The organism is Variovorax sp. P2_H12 (genome assembly GCF_056403395.1).
Map to the genome: position 1 here is coordinate 36,044 of NZ_JBFUFO010000006.1, position 14,237 is coordinate 50,280.

At 67.0% G+C, this 14,237-nt stretch carries 13 protein-coding genes and 1 tRNA gene; 9 read left to right on the forward strand and 5 right to left on the reverse strand.

The window, feature by feature from the left end:
• Positions 1-36 precede the first annotated feature (36 nt).
• From fabI to AC1DYK_RS05540, 3 genes are all read left to right on the forward strand, one after another.
• On the forward strand, positions 37-822 hold the full coding sequence (fabI, locus tag AC1DYK_RS05530; RefSeq protein WP_478088697.1) for an enoyl-ACP reductase FabI: 786 nt from the start codon (positions 37-39) through the stop codon (positions 820-822).
• Between the two features lie 64 nt (positions 823-886).
• On the forward strand, positions 887-1,735 hold the full coding sequence (locus tag AC1DYK_RS05535) for a DNA ligase (RefSeq protein ID WP_478165346.1): 849 nt from the start codon (positions 887-889) through the stop codon (positions 1,733-1,735).
• A gap of 162 nt (positions 1,736-1,897) precedes the next feature.
• Positions 1,898-2,767 carry an EamA family transporter gene (locus tag AC1DYK_RS05540; RefSeq protein WP_478165347.1) on the forward strand — a complete coding sequence of 290 codons (870 nt, stop codon included), beginning with the start codon at positions 1,898-1,900 and terminating at the stop codon, positions 2,765-2,767.
• Here AC1DYK_RS05540 and AC1DYK_RS05545 read toward each other — a convergent pair.
• On the reverse strand, positions 2,730-5,084 hold the full coding sequence (locus tag AC1DYK_RS05545; RefSeq protein WP_478165348.1) for an Orn/Lys/Arg family decarboxylase: 2,355 nt from the start codon (positions 5,082-5,084) through the stop codon (positions 2,730-2,732). The two genes, AC1DYK_RS05540 and AC1DYK_RS05545, sit on opposite strands and share 38 nt — an antisense overlap.
• Positions 5,085-5,257: 173 nt before the next feature.
• On the opposite strand from AC1DYK_RS05545, the gene AC1DYK_RS05550 reads away from it, so the two are divergent.
• Positions 5,258-5,348 (forward strand) — tRNA-Ser (locus AC1DYK_RS05550).
• A gap of 180 nt (positions 5,349-5,528) precedes the next feature.
• Here AC1DYK_RS05550 and AC1DYK_RS05555 read toward each other — a convergent pair.
• From AC1DYK_RS05555 to AC1DYK_RS05570, 4 genes are all read right to left on the reverse strand, one after another.
• Complete coding sequence (locus tag AC1DYK_RS05555) at positions 5,529-6,734, reverse strand: branched-chain amino acid ABC transporter substrate-binding protein (RefSeq protein WP_478165349.1); 1,206 nt, start codon at positions 6,732-6,734, stop codon at positions 5,529-5,531.
• A gap of 122 nt (positions 6,735-6,856) precedes the next feature.
• Positions 6,857-7,243, reverse strand: coding sequence for a hypothetical protein (locus AC1DYK_RS05560; protein ID WP_478165350.1), 387 nt, complete (start codon positions 7,241-7,243; stop codon positions 6,857-6,859).
• 32 nt (positions 7,244-7,275) lie between these two features.
• Entirely contained in the window at positions 7,276-7,713 is a 438-nt protein-coding gene (locus AC1DYK_RS05565) for a DNA polymerase III subunit chi (protein WP_478165351.1), read from the reverse strand.
• Positions 7,710-9,215 (reverse strand): leucyl aminopeptidase, encoded by a 1,506-nt coding sequence (locus AC1DYK_RS05570; RefSeq protein ID WP_478165352.1) that lies wholly within the window; start codon positions 9,213-9,215, stop codon positions 7,710-7,712. The genes AC1DYK_RS05565 and AC1DYK_RS05570 overlap by 4 nt, the downstream gene beginning before the upstream one ends.
• A 21-nt stretch (positions 9,216-9,236) precedes the next feature.
• Here AC1DYK_RS05570 and lptF point away from each other — a divergent pair, with 21 nt between their 5' ends.
• The 5 genes from lptF (at position 9,237) to AC1DYK_RS05595 (ending at position 14,056) form a co-directional block, all read left to right on the forward strand.
• Positions 9,237-10,346 carry an LPS export ABC transporter permease LptF gene (lptF, locus tag AC1DYK_RS05575; protein WP_478165353.1) on the forward strand — a complete coding sequence of 370 codons (1,110 nt, stop codon included), beginning with the start codon at positions 9,237-9,239 and terminating at the stop codon, positions 10,344-10,346.
• A complete protein-coding gene (gene lptG / locus AC1DYK_RS05580; RefSeq protein ID WP_478165354.1) occupies positions 10,343-11,449 on the forward strand; it encodes an LPS export ABC transporter permease LptG in 1,107 nt (368 codons plus the stop codon). The genes lptF and lptG overlap by 4 nt, the downstream gene beginning before the upstream one ends.
• 70 nt (positions 11,450-11,519) lie before the next feature.
• Positions 11,520-11,888 (forward strand): sirohydrochlorin chelatase, encoded by a 369-nt coding sequence (locus AC1DYK_RS05585; RefSeq protein WP_478165355.1) that lies wholly within the window; start codon positions 11,520-11,522, stop codon positions 11,886-11,888.
• Between the two features lie 63 nt (positions 11,889-11,951).
• On the forward strand, positions 11,952-12,893 hold the full coding sequence (locus AC1DYK_RS05590) for a CysB family HTH-type transcriptional regulator (protein WP_478155919.1): 942 nt from the start codon (positions 11,952-11,954) through the stop codon (positions 12,891-12,893).
• Positions 12,890-14,056, forward strand: coding sequence for a pyridoxal phosphate-dependent aminotransferase (locus AC1DYK_RS05595; protein WP_478165356.1), 1,167 nt, complete (start codon positions 12,890-12,892; stop codon positions 14,054-14,056). The genes AC1DYK_RS05590 and AC1DYK_RS05595 overlap by 4 nt, the downstream gene beginning before the upstream one ends.
• The last annotated feature ends 181 nt before the right edge of the window (positions 14,057-14,237 follow it).

Consider the following 14,237-nt stretch of genomic DNA (forward strand, 5'->3'; position numbering starts at 1 on the left):
CGAGAATTCTGCCCAAGATTTACACGAGGTCGTCCCATGGGCTTTCTTTCCGGCAAAAAACTTCTGATCACAGGCGTTCTGAGCAACCGCTCCATTGCTTACGGCGTCGCCAAGGCCTGCCATGCGCAAGGCGCCGAGCTGGCGTTCAGCTACGTGGGCGAGCGCTTCAAGGACCGCATCACCGAGTTCGCGGCCGACTTCGACTCCACGCTCGTGTTCGACTGCGACGTCGGCGACGACGCCCAGATCGACAAGCTGTTCACCGACCTGGCCCAGGTCTGGCCGAAGTTCGACGGCTTCGTCCACAGCATCGGTTTCGCACCGCGCGAGGCGATCGCGGGCGACTTCCTCGAGGGGCTGTCGCGCGAAGGCTTCAAGATCGCGCACGACATCAGCGCGTACAGCTTCCCGGCGATGGCCAAAGCGGCCCTGCCCTACCTCAACGACAAGTCGGCCCTGTTGACGCTGACCTACCTGGGTGCGATCCGCGCCCTGCCCAACTACAACACCATGGGCCTGGCCAAGGCCTCGCTCGAAGCCTCGGTGCGCTACCTGGCCGAGTCGCTGGGCCCCAAGGGCATGCGCGTCAACGGTATCAGCGCCGGCCCGATCAAGACGCTGGCGGCCAGCGGCATCAAGGATTTCGGCAAGCTGCTGTCGGCGATCTCGAAGATCGCGCCGATGCGGCGCAACGTGACGATCGAAGAAGTCGGCAATGTGGCCGCCTTCCTGCTGAGCGACCTCGCAAGCGGCGTGACCGCCGAGATCACTTACGTGGATGGCGGCTTCAGCCAGGTGGTGGGCGGCGTTTCGGAAGGCTAGACACGCTTCGGATGGACGGGCGCGACGTCGCCCTGGTTGGGGGTTGGGGAGGAAGGACTTGTCAATGAACAAGATCGATCGACGGGCGTTCGTCTTGGCGGGACTCGCCTTTCTGGCCCCGGCGGCGCTGGCGCGCAATGCCGCACCGCCGCTGATGCTGGCCGAGGTCTACCGCCGCGGCATGCCGCTGGCGGACTACTGGGTCAGCGAGAAGTACGACGGCGTGCGGGCCTACTGGGACGGCAAGCAGCTGTGGACACGCGGCGGCGAACGGATCGTGGCGCCGGCCTGGTTCACGGCCGCGCTGCCGGCGGTCCCGATGGATGGCGAGCTCTGGGCCGGGCGCGGCCGCTTCGCGCACGCCGTCTCGACCGTGCGCAGCCAGACGCCGGCGGACCCCGCCTGGCGCGAGATGCGATTCATGGTGTTCGATCTGCCGGCCTCGCCGGGCGACTTAACGACCCGGCTCGCGGTCTTGCGCAAATTGCTGCCGATCACCGAGGCGCCCTGGATCGTGCCCGTGCCGCAGCTGCGCGCCAGCACCCACGAAGCGCTGCAGACCCTGCTCGACAAGACGGTGCACATGGGCGGCGAAGGCCTGATGCTGCATCGCGGCGGATCGCTCTATCGGGCCGAACGCAACGCCGACCTTCTCAAGGTCAAGCCCTTCGACGATGCCGAGGCACGCGTGCTGTCCTACGTGCCGGGGCGCGGCAAGCATGCCGGCCGCATGGGCGCGATGTGGGTCGAGACCGCCGACGGCAAGCGCTTCAAGCTCGGCGGCGGCTTCAGCGACGCCGAGCGCGAGAAGCCGCCGGCCATCGGCAGCTGGGTGACCTACCGCTACAACGGTACCAACCCGAGCGGCCTGCCGCGCTTCGCGCGCTTCCTGCGCGTGCGCGACGACGGCTGAGCAAGGACGGCCTCTGTGAATCCTAGACAATCTGCAGCAGAGTGACCCATCGCCGCGCGCACCTTGCGCAACAACAAGAAGACAACTTCCGCCTGAGGACTGCAATGGCACCGAGCAATTCCGGTATCGAGACCCCGCTCGCGCACAGCGCTGCATGCTGACGTGACGCTCAGCGCATCGATCGTCGGCGCCGTCCTGTTCGGCGCGCTGCTGCATGCCGGCTGGAATGCGCTCATCAAGTCGGGCGGCGACAAGGCGCTCGACACCGCACTGATCCACAGCCTGGGGCTCTTCATCGCGGTGCCGCTGCTGCTGTACACCGGGCTGCCCGCTCGCGCCGCCTGGCCCTACATGGCGGCCTCGCTCGCGATCCACCTGGGCTACTACATCGCGCTCGCAGGCGCCTACAAGCACGGCGACCTCGGCCTCACCTACCCCCTGATGCGCGGCTGCGCACCGCTGCTGGTCGCGATGGGCAGCCTGCCCTTCATCGGCGAAGGCATCTCGGCGGCGGCCTGGGCCGGTGTCGCGGTGATCTGCGTCGGCGTCGTCACCCTGGGCCTGTCGACCTCGGCGCTGCGCGACGGCGACGAGGCGCGGCGGCGCAAGGCCATCGGCTTCGCGCTGGCCAACGCGGCCATCATCGCGATCTACACCGTGGTCGACGGCATCGGCGTGCGCGCCTCGGGCGACGCCCTGGCCTACGTGGCGGGCCTGTTCGTGTTCGACGGCCTGCCTTACCTGCTGCTGGTCCTGTGGCGCCGCCCCGGTCAGCGCCGGGCCGCCCTGGCCTACATGGCGCGGCGCTGGAAGATCGCGCTCGTCGGCACCGTGGCCTCGCTGGGCAGCTACGGCATCGCGCTGTGGGCGATGACGCAGGCGCCAGTGGCCGTGGTCGCAGCGCTGCGCGAAACCTCGGTGCTGTTCGCCGCGGTCATCGGCACGCTGTTCCTGCGCGAGCCTTTCGGCTGGCAGCGCGCGATCGGCACGGGGGTCATCCTCGCGGGCGTGATGACCTTGCGGCTGGCTTGACGGTCGCTGGCTTGACCATTGCTGGCTTGACGGCCGGCGCCGGCACGGCCTCGGCCCGCACGCAGTCGGCGTAGTAGCGCTTCTTGCCCGTCTCGTCGATACGGCCCACCAAGCCGTGGATGTCGGTCTCGAAGCCCGGGCACTCGGTGTTGAACTCGCGCGCGAACTTGAGGTAGTCGACGATCTTCTTGTTGAAGACCTCGCCCGGGATCAAGAGCGGGATGCCCGGCGGGTACGGCGTGATCAGGCTGGTCGTGATGCGGCCCTCGAGGTGGTCGATCTCGACCCGCTCGGTCTTGCGGTGCGCGATGTGGGCGAAGGCATCGCTCGGCTTCATGGCCGGCGTCAGGTCGCTCAGGTACATCTCGGTGGTCAGGCGCGCGACATCGAAGCGCGCGTAGAGCTCGTGGATGTGATGGCACAGGTCGCGCAGCCCGAGGCGCTCGTACTTCGGATGCGCCTGGCAGAACTCCGGCATGATCCGCCACATCGGCTGGTTGCGGGCGTAGTCGTCCTTGAACTGCTGCAGCGCGGTCAGCAGCGTGTTCCAGCGGCCCTTGGTGATGCCGATCGTGAACATGATGAAGAAGCTGTAGAGCCCGGTCTTCTCCACGATCACGCCGTGCTCGGCCAGGAACTTGGTGACGATGCTGGCCGGGATCCCGGTCTCGGCGAACTTGCCGTTCAGATCCAGGCCCGGCGTCACGATGGTCGACTTGATCGGGTCGAGCATGTTGAAGCCGTCGGCCAGCTTGCCGAAGCCATGCCACTTGGCGGTGCGCGACTCGCCCTTGATGATCCAGTCGTCGGCCCGGCCGATGCCTTCGTCGACCAGCTTCTCGGGGCCCCAGACCTTGAACCACCATTCGTTCTTGCCGAATTCGGCCTCGACCTTGCGCATCGCGCGGCGGAAGTCGAGCGCCTCCAGGATGCTCTCCTCGACCAGCGCGGTGCCGCCGGGCGGCTCCATCATCGCCGCGGCGACGTCGCAGCTGGCGATGATCGCGTACTGCGGGCTGGTCGACGAGTGCATCAGGTAGGCCTCGTTGAACAGGTCGCGGTCGAGCGCCCGGTTCTGCGAGTCCTGCACCAGCACGTGGCTGGCCTGGCTGATGCCGGCCAGCAGCTTGTGGGTCGACTGGGTGGCGAACACCAGCGAGTCCTTCGGCCGCACGCGGCGCTTGCCCATCGCATGGTAGGCGCCGTAGAACGGATGGAAGGCCGCATGCGGCAGCCAGGCCTCGTCAAAGTGCAGCGTGTCGACGTAGCCGTCGAGCATGTTCTTGATGGTCTCGGTGTTGTAGATCACGCCGTCGTAGGTGGACTGCGTCAGCGTCATCACACGCGGCTTCACCTTGTTGGCGTCCACGTGCGAGAGCAGCGGGTTGGCCGCGATCTTGGCCTTGATCGCCGCGGGCTCGAACTCGCTCTTGGGGATCGGCCCGATGATGCCGAAGTGGTTGCGCGTGGGCTTCATGAAGACCGGAATCGCGCCGGTCATGATGATCGCGTGCAGGATCGACTTGTGGCAGTTGCGGTCCACCACCACCACGTCATCCGGCGCCACCGTGTGGTGCCACACCATCTTGTTGCTGGTGCTGGTGCCGTTGGTGACGAAGAAGCAATGGTCGGCGTTGAAGATCCGCGCCGCATTGCGCTCGCTGGCCGCCACCGGGCCGGTGTGGTCGAGCAGCTGGCCGAGTTCCTCGACCGCGTTGCAGACGTCGGCGCGCAGCATGTTCTCGCCAAAGAACTGGTGGAACATCTGGCCCACCGGGCTCTTCAGGAAGGCGACGCCGCCCGAGTGGCCGGGGCAGTGCCACGAGTACGAGCCGTCTTCGGCGTAGTCGATCAGCGCCTTGAAGAACGGCGGCTGCACGCCTTCCAGATAGCTCTTCGCTTCCCGGATGATGTGGCGCGCCACGAATTCCGGCGTGTCCTCGAACATGTGGATGAAGCCGTGCAGCTCGCGCAGGATGTCGTTCGGGATGTGGCGCGAAGTCTTGGTCTCGCCGTAGATGTAGATCGGCACGTCGGCGTTCTTGCGCCGCACTTCGCCGATGAAGCTGCGCAGGCTCAGCACCGCCGGGTCGAGGTCCGGGCCGACCGTGAACTCCTCGTCGTCGATCGACAGGATGAAGGCGCTGGCGCGGCTCTGCTGCTGCGCGAACTGGCTCAGGTCGCCGTAGCTGGTGACGCCCAGCACCTCGAAGCCCTCGCTCTCGAAGGCTTGCGCCAGGGCGCGGATACCGAGCCCCGAGGTGTTCTCGGAGCGGAAGTCCTCGTCGATGATGACGATGGGGAAGCGAAATTTCATGAGCGGGGCTCCGGACAGGCAAATAGGCGCGAAGTGTACGGAATTCAGATGAAGGATCGGGTCAGGTGGGCATCCGAAATCTGCTGCTATTCCTGCAGGGGCTTTCGGCTCCCTCGCCGAGGCGGCCCGACGGGTCAGAAAAGGTGGCGCGGCACTGCTACAATCGAAGGCTCGGAGCGGTGGATGAGCGGTTTAAGTCGCACGCCTGGAAAGCGTGTGAGGGTTAATAGCCCTCCGCGGGTTCGAATCCCGCCTGCTCCGCCAGAAAAAAACGTCTCCCGCAGCTTCCAACTGCAACCGGATCCGTCCTGAAAGCCCCGCCTGTCGGGGCTTTTTTGTGCGCGTCGCCTCGACGCCTTCGTCGACTTCTGCGTTTGCAGCCGCCCGGCGCACCCATGAAAAAAGGGGCCCGAAGGCCCCTTTTCTTGTTCGAGCGCGAAGCGCTCAGCGCACCACGGCGATCTGCGTACGCGCACCGTTCTTGTAGGTGTACAGCGTCAGCGCACCGTTCTTGATATCGCCCTTTTCGTCGAAGGCGATCGGGCCGGTCAGGCCGTTGTACTGCACCTTGCCGACTTCGGGCAGGTACTTCTCCGGATCGGACGAGCCCGCCTTTTCCATCGCGACGGCCATCACCTGCACTGCGTCGTAGACGTACGGTGCGTAGATCTGGACTTCGACGCCGTTCTTTTCCTTGAACTTGGCCTTCCAGGCATCCAGCGGAGCCTTGAAGTCGCCGTCCACGCCACCGGCTTCGGCACAGACCACCATGTCTTCGCCGATCGCATCGCCGGCCAGCTTGGCCAGTTCGCCGGTGCACAGGCCGTCGCCGCCCATGAACTTGACGTTCATGCCGAGCTGCTTGACCTGCTTGAGCATCGGGCCGCCGACGGCGTCCATGCCGCCGAAGAACAGGATGTCGGGCTGCGCGCCCTTGAGCTTGGTCAGGATGGCGTTGAAATCGGTCGACTTGTCGGTCGTGAATTCGTGGCCGACGATCGTGCCGCCGGCAGCCTTGACGGCTTTCTCGAATTCCTCGGCAACGCCCTGGCCGTAAGCGGTCCGGTCGTCGATCACGGCGATGTTCTTGCCCTTCAGGGTTTCGACCGCGTACTTGCCGAGCGTGCCACCCAGTTGCGTGTCGTCAGCCACCACGCGGAACGTCGTCTTGTAGCCCTGGCGGGTGTACTTCGGGTTGGTCGCCGACGGCGAGATCTGGGGGATGCCGGCGTCGCTGTACAGCTTGGAGGCCGGGATCGTGGTGCCCGAGTTCAGGTGGCCCACCACGCCATTGACCTTGCTGTCCACCAGCTTCTGCGCCACCGCGGTGCCCTGCTTGGGATCGCCCGCATCGTCTTCGGCAAGCAGTTCGAACTTGGCGACCTTGCCGCCGATCTTCACGCCCTTGGCGTTGAGGTCCTCGACCGCCATGCGAGCACCCAGTTCGTTGTCCTTGCCGAGGTGGGCGATGGCGCCGCTGGTCGGGCCAACGTGGCCGATCTTGACCACCAGAGCATCGCCCGGCGGGGCTGCGGGAGCGGGTGCAGCTGCAGTCGGCGCAGGAGCAGCGGGAGCGGCAGCTTCTTCCTTCTTGCCACAGGCCACGAGCGCGAGAGCGGCCAGGGCGACGGCTGTCCATTTCAATTGCATGAGAACCTCCAGAACATGGATAAGTAGAGTTGAAAACCGGTCTTTGGATCCGGGCACATGCATTGAGCAAATATCGCGCCGCGGATGCGCAGCGCCCTCGCGCTTTTCGACCCGCGCGCAGTTTAGCCCAAGGTTTGCGGTCCGAATGCTGGCGTAGACCCGGGGTTTTCGGAAAGCTCTTCGGCCAGCGCTTCGCTCACCAGAGCACGCAAAACGGCTTCGATTTCGCCGCGCAAAGCGGGGACCATGTTGTCGAGGTGCTGCTGAACGGCAGCTGACACCGCGTCGCTCACGCGCTCTTCGAGCGAGAGGTCGACGCGCTGCAGCACGCGGTGCAGCAACTGCTCTTCGAGCCGGAAGGCATCGGCCTCGGACCGCGCGGCCTCGGGGCTGAGCGCGACCGCCTGCAAAGGCTCGATCGCGGCCGGCGCCGCGGGCGCCGTCGATACCGGCGCCGGCTCCGCGGCACTCTGCGGCGCGCGCTCGAGCACCGTCGTCAGGGTGGGCACGAAGCGCGGCGGCGTGCGAGGTGTTGTGGCCATCAGGTCGCGCTCCCGCCATAGGCGTGGGTGCGGATCGCGTAGCCGCGGTCCTTGTAGTGCCGCCAGCGGGTGCGGCCGGCCAGGCGGTCGGCGTCGTCGCTGCCGACCAGGTCGATCAACCGCTCGAAGCGCTCGAACCTCGCGGGAAGCTCGACACCGAGGTTGACCAGGATCGGGCGGTCGGGCAGCGAGGCCGCGGCACCGTCCGCCAGCACCACCGGCGAACGGGCGACGATGAACGGCGCGTCGTCGCTGCGGCAATGGGCGATGAATTCGGTCGGCGAGAGCGTCCACAGCGACTGGTCGATCGCCTCCAGCAGCGCGGCATCGGCCACCACCACCAGCCGCGCCCCGTGGGCGCCCACCGCCTTGCGCAGCAGGCGGCAGGCGTAGCCCACCTTGTCGGGCATGTTGTAGTGGCCGTCGATCTCGGTCACTTGCGGGACCGGGCCGTGCCGGCCTTCTGCGCCTTGCGCGAAGACTTGGCGCTCGTGCCGCCCTTGCGGCTCTGCGCCAGGAGATAGTTCAACAGCAAGCCCACGGGCCGCCCCGTGGAGCCCTTGGCCGCCCCGCTCTTCCAGGCGGTGCCCGCAATGTCGAGGTGCGCCCAGGGGTAGTCGCTCGCGAAGCGCTGCAGGAACTTGGCTGCCGTGACGGCGCCGCCGGCGCGTCCCGCAACGTTGGCGACATCGGCGAAATTGCTCTTCAGCCCCTCGGCATAGTCCTCGTCGAGCGGCATCCGCCAGCAGCGATCCTGCGAAGCTTCGCCTGCGGCTTCGAGCGCGTCGGCCAGGGCATCGTCGCTCGAGAAGAGCCCGCTGCGTACGCCGCCCAGTGCCACCACGCAGGCCCCTGTGAGGGTGGCGATGTCGATCACCACCGACGGCGCGAAGCGCTTGGCATAGGTCAGCGCATCGCACAGGATCAGGCGCCCCTCGGCATCGGTGTTGAGCACCTCGATGGTCTGGCCGCTCATGCTGGTGATGACGTCACCCGGCTTGATCGCACGGCCGTCGTTCATGTTCTCGCAGGTCGGCACCAGGCCGACCACGTTGATCGGCGGCTGGATATCACCGAGCGCGCGGAACACGCCGAGCACGCTCGCGGCGCCGCACATGTCGAACTTCATCTCGTCCATCTCGGCCGCCGGCTTGAGCGAGACGCCACCGGTGTCGAAGGTGATGCCCTTGCCGACCAGCACGACCGGCGCCTGGTCCTTCGGCGCGCCGTGATAGCGCAGGACGATGAAGCGCAGCGGCTCGGCCGAGCCCTGCGCGACCGCGCCGAATGCGCCCATGCCGAGCTTGGCCACTTCCTTCGGGCCCAGCACCTCGCACTTGACGTTCGGCAGCTCGGCCAGCGCCTTCGCGGCCTCGGCCAGCATCGTGGGCGTGCAATGGTTGCCCGGCCGGTTGCCCCACTCCTTGGCCAGTTCGATGCCCGCGACCGTGGCGGTGGCCTGGTCGAAAGCCTCTCGCAGCGCAGCCGCGTCCGGCACGCCCAGGCTCAGCTGGCGCAGGGTCCGCGGCTCGGGCTTGGATTTGGTTTCGGTGTAGACATAGCTGGCATCGGCCGTGGCCAGCACCGCGCTGCCCAGGCACGCCGCGTCGACGGCCCCGGCAAAGACGATGGCCAGCCGCTTGGGATTGGAGCCCTTGGCCGCGTTGACGGCCGCGAGCACGGCCGTGCGGACGGCGGCCGGCCCGCCGTCGCCCAGCGGGGCCAGCAGCACGCGCGGCGCGGCCACGCCGCCCGCGCGGTACAGCGCGAGCAGCTTGCCGGCCTTGTCCGGCAGGTCGCCGGCGGTCCGGGCCTGCGCGACCAGGACGGAAAGCGCGTCCTTCGAGGTGGTGGTTCCGGCGGCCAGGAGCACGATGAGGACATCGGCTTTCTCGTTGGCGGCCTGGGCGATGGAGAGGGTCTTGAGTTGAAAGTCCATAATCCTTTTTTTCCCTCGACGATGTTATTCCATTCCTCTCTACGCAAGGAGCTGTCACGCAGCTTCGTGGCCACGCTGGTGGTGCTGGTCACCATCGTGATGACGATGATGCTGATCCGCACGCTCGGATTGGCCGCCAAGGGCAGCGTGAACCCCTCCGAGGTCTTCCTCGTGATGACCTACACCGTGCTCGGCTACATGCCGACCATCCTGAGCCTGTGCCTGTTCATCTCGATCGTCGGCACGCTGTCGCGCATGTACCGCGACAGCGAGATGGTGATCTGGTTCTCGAGCGGGCGCGGCCTGGCGGACTTCCTCCGGCCGCTGCTTCGCTTCGCCTGGCCGATCCTGCTGCTGATCACGCTGTTCGCGCTGGTCGGCTGGCCCTGGGCCAACTCCCAGACCCAGAACATGCGCGAACGCTACGAGCGCCGCAGCGACATCGAGCGTGTCGCGCCCGGCGAGTTCCGCGAGTCGGCCGGACGGCTGCGGGTGTTCTTCATCGACAAGGACGCGCCCGACAGCGCGACCGCCAGCAACGTGTTCATCTCGTCGGTGGAGCGCAACCTGCGCATCATCACCTCGGCCCGCAGCGGCCGCATGGAAGACCTGAACGGCATCCGCTATCTGATGCTGAGCAACGGGCAGCGCATCGAGGAGCCGCTGCAGCCGACCGGCATCAAGGTCAGCGAGTTCGAGACCTACGGCGCCAAGGTGGGCGGCCGCACGGCCGACTCGCTCGACGCGACGCCGGTGCGGGCGCGCACCACGCTGGCCTTGCTGCGCGATCCCAATGCCGTCAATCTCGCCGAACTCGCCTGGCGCGTCGGGCTGCTGTTCGCGGGGGCCAATTTCGTGCTGCTGGCGCTGACGCTGTCGAGCGTCAATCCGCGGGCGAGCCGCAGCGGCAACCTGCTGCTCGCGCTGTTCGCCTTCGTCGTCTACTACAACCTGCTCAATCTCGGCCAGAGCTGGATCGGCTCGGGCAGCGTCAGCGCGAGCGGTTTCCTGCTCGCGCTGCATGGCGGCGTGATGGTCCTGGGCCTGCTCTGGCTCGCGAAGCGACATTTCAACTGGGGCCTCCCGGCGCGGCGTGTCCGGGTCCGGCCTGAAACCACATCCAACGCGTGAAAACCATCCGCCGCCTGATCTATGCAGAGGTGCTGAGGGCAGTGGCCTTCGTCGCCCTGGGCTTCCTGAGCCTGTTCTTCTTCTTCGACTTCGTCGACGAGCTGCAGTCGGTCGGCAAACCCGACTCGCTCGGCTATGGCGCCGCCCAGGCGCTGCTCTACGTCGCGCTGCTGATCCCCAGTCACCTCTACGAGCTGCTGCCGATCGCGGTGCTGATCGGCACCATCTTCGTCATGACACGGCTGGCGCAGAGTTCCGAATTCACGATTCTTCGCACCAGCGGCCTGGGCCCCTGGCGCGCCCTGCACACGCTGCTGCTGCTGGGGCTCGGCTTCGTGGTGCTGACCTTCGCGATCGGCGACTACATCGCCCCGGCCTCCGACCGCACGGCCCAGCTGCTCAAGGCTCGCTACCAGGGCTCGCTGTCCCTGATCGGCAACACAGGGGCCTGGCTCAAGGAGCGGCAGGGCGACTCGTCGTTCGCGGTCAACGTGGTTTCGATGGCGCGAAACGGCATCCTGAAGGATCCGCGAATCCTCGAATTCGACGGCGATGGCTTCCTGGTCTCGCAGACCTCCGCGCCCGCGGCACGGGTCGAGCGCGGCCACTGGACCCTGGTGGGCGTCGAGCGCCAGCAATACGACACGCGCGGCCCCGCCGCCCCGCGCGTCGTCACCACCACGGTGCCGGTGCTCGAATGGCCGACCTCGCTGAGCAACGAAATGGTGTCTGTCGCGCTGCTGCGTCCGGACCGCATGCGCACGCTCGACCTGTTCGACTACATCCGCCACCTGGACGCCAACGGCCAGACCGCGCAGCGCTACGAGATCGAGTTCTGGCGCAAGGTGTTCTATCCGCTGTCCTGCCTGGTGATGATCGTGCTCGCCCTGCCCTTCGCCTACCTGCACTTCCGCCAGTCGGGGATTACCACCTACGTGTTCGGCGGCGTGATGATCGGGCTCAGCTTCATCCTGCTGAACAACGTCTTCGGCTACCTGGGCAACCTGGGCAACTGGTCGCCGTGGATCACGGCGGCGGCGCCCGGGCTGATCTACTCCGTGATGTCGCTGGGCGCCTTCACCTGGCTGGTGCTGAGGCGGTGAATGCTGCTCGCCCCCAGGTTGGGCCCGCTGCGTGCAGCCCGCCCACCCTTCGCCGGCCGGAGGTTTGACCATGAACTCGGGGCTGGGCATCGTGCTTTTCGCTCACGGGTCGCGTGACGAACGCTGGCGTGCGCCGGTCGAGGCGGTGGCACGGCAGGTCGCGGCGCTCGATCCCACGGTCCGGGTCGCCTGCGCCTACCTCGAACTGCTCGCCCCCGACCTGCGCACCGCGGCGCTGGCCCTGATTGCCGCCGGCGCCCGGACCATCCGGGTGGTGCCGCTCTTCCTGGGCATGGGCCGGCATGTGCGCGAGGACCTGCCCCGGCTGGTCGACGAACTCCGGGCCCTTCAGCCGGAGGTCGAGTTCTCGCTGCGCCCGGCCGTGGGCGAAGATCCCGACGTGATCGCCTTGCTGGCGCAAAAGGCACTCGAATCCTGAACTTTCGGCGATTTTCATAGACCGAGAAGGCATAATGAATCCGAAAATAATACGGAATCTGTTATGAATCTTCATCAGTTCAAGTTTGTCCAGGAAGCCGTGCGCCGCAACCTGAACCTGACCGAAGCTGCCAAGGCGCTTCACACCTCGCAGCCGGGCGTGTCGAAGGCGATCATCGAGCTCGAGGAAGAACTCGGCGTCGAGATCTTCGCCCGCCACGGCAAGCGCCTGAAGCGCGTCACCGAACCTGGCCAGCACGTGCTGGCGAGCATCGAACTCATCATGCGCGAAGTGGGCAACCTCAAGCGCATCGGCGAGCAGTTCAGCGCCCAGGACAGCGGCACCCTGTCGATCGCCACCACGCACACCCAGGCGCGCTATGTACTGCCGGTGCCGGTGGCGAAGCTGCGCGAAGCCTATCCGAAGGTCAACGTGAGCCTGCACCAGGGCTCGCCCGACCAGGTGGCGCGGATGGTGATCGACGAGATCGCCGAGATCGGCATCGCCACCGAATCGCTGGCCGACTACGCCGAACTCGTGACCATGCCCTGCTACGAGTGGCAGCACGTGCTGGTGCTGCCGCAGGGCCATCCGCTGGCGGACAAGGAACGCATTTCGCTCGAGGACCTGGCTTCCGAGCCGATCATCACCTACCACCCGTCGTTCACGGGGCGCACGCGCATCGACCACGCCTTCGCGCAGAAGAAGCTGGCGCCGCGCATCGCACTCGAGGCGATCGACTCGGACGTCATCAAGACCTACGTGCGGCTCGGCCTCGGCGTCGGCATCGTCGCCGAGATGGCGGTGCGCGACGACTCCAACGCCGACCTCGTGGTGCGCCCGATGGGCCACATCTTCGGCGTCAACATTGCGCGCGTGGCCTTCAAGCGCAGCGCCTACTTGCGCAACTTCGTCTTCAAATTCGCCGAGCTGCTCTCCGACCGGCTCGACCGCAACCTGATCGCCAAGGCCTTGAGCGGTCACCACCAGGACTACGAACTGTGAGCAGAGCGATCGCCCGCACCCCCGAGGTACTCACCAAGCTGCCCGCGGTGGGCACCACGATCTTCACCGTGATGTCGGCGCTGGCCGCCGAGAAGAACGCGGTGAATCTCGGTCAGGGCTTCCCGGATTTCAACTGCGACCCCAAGCTGCTGCAGGCCGTGACCGACGCCATGGCGGCGGGCCACAACCAGTATCCGCCGATGCCCGGCATCCTGCCGCTGCGCGAAGCGATCGCCGACAAGATCGAGACGCTGTACGGCCACCGCTACGACCCGCAGAGCGAGATCACGGTCACCGCCGGCGCCACCCAGGCCATCATCACGGCGATCCTCGCGGTGGTCCGCCCGGGCGACGAGGTGATCGTGCTGGAGCCCTGCTACGACAGCTACGTGCCGAACATCGACCTGGCCGGCGGCACCGTCGTTCGCGTGCCGCTCACGCCCGGCAGCTTCCGGCCCGACTTCGCGAAGATCGCCGCGGCGCTGTCGCCGCGCACGCGCGCGATCATCGTCAACACGCCGCACAACCCGAGCGCCACGGTCTGGACCGAGGCCGAGATGCGCCAGCTCGAAGACCTGCTGGCGCCCACCGACGTGCTGGTGATCAGCGACGAGGTCTACGAGCACATGGTCTACACCGGCGCGCGGCACGAGAGCGCGGCCCGTTTTCCCGGCCTGGCGGCGCGCAGCTTCATCGTCAGCAGCTTCGGCAAGACCTACCACGTGACCGGCTGGAAGGTCGGCTACGTGGCGGCGCCGGCCGCGCTGAGCGCCGAATTCCGCAAGGTGCACCAGTTCAACGTCTTCACGGTCAACACGCCGATGCAGCACGCGCTGGCCCGCTACATGGCCGATCCGGCGCCCTACCTGGAGCTGCCGGCCTTCTACCAGCGCAAGCGCGACCTGTTCGCCGAAGGGCTGGCGAAGACCCGGTTCAAGCTGCTGCCCAGCGGCGGCACCTACTTCCAGTGCGTCGACATCAGCGCGGTCAGCGACCTCGGCGAAGCGGCTTTCTGCCAGTGGCTCACGAGCGAGATCGGCGTCGCCGCGATTCCGCTTGCGGCCTTCTACGGCGACGGCTTCGACCAGCGCGTGGTGCGCTTCTGCTTCGCCAAGAAGGACGAAACCCTGCGCACGGCGATCGAGCGACTGGCTCGGTTGTAAAGCTCGCCCCCAGGTTGGCTCACTTCGTGTAGCCGCCCACCCCCTACCGGGGGCGCCGCGCTGCGGCCCGGCAAAGCCGGGTCCGCCGCGGCCCCCGAACGGGCGCGCTGCGCGCAGCCGAAGAACAAACACAGCGCCAGTATTCACCGGCCGGCGAAGCCAGGCCCATTGGTGAAACACC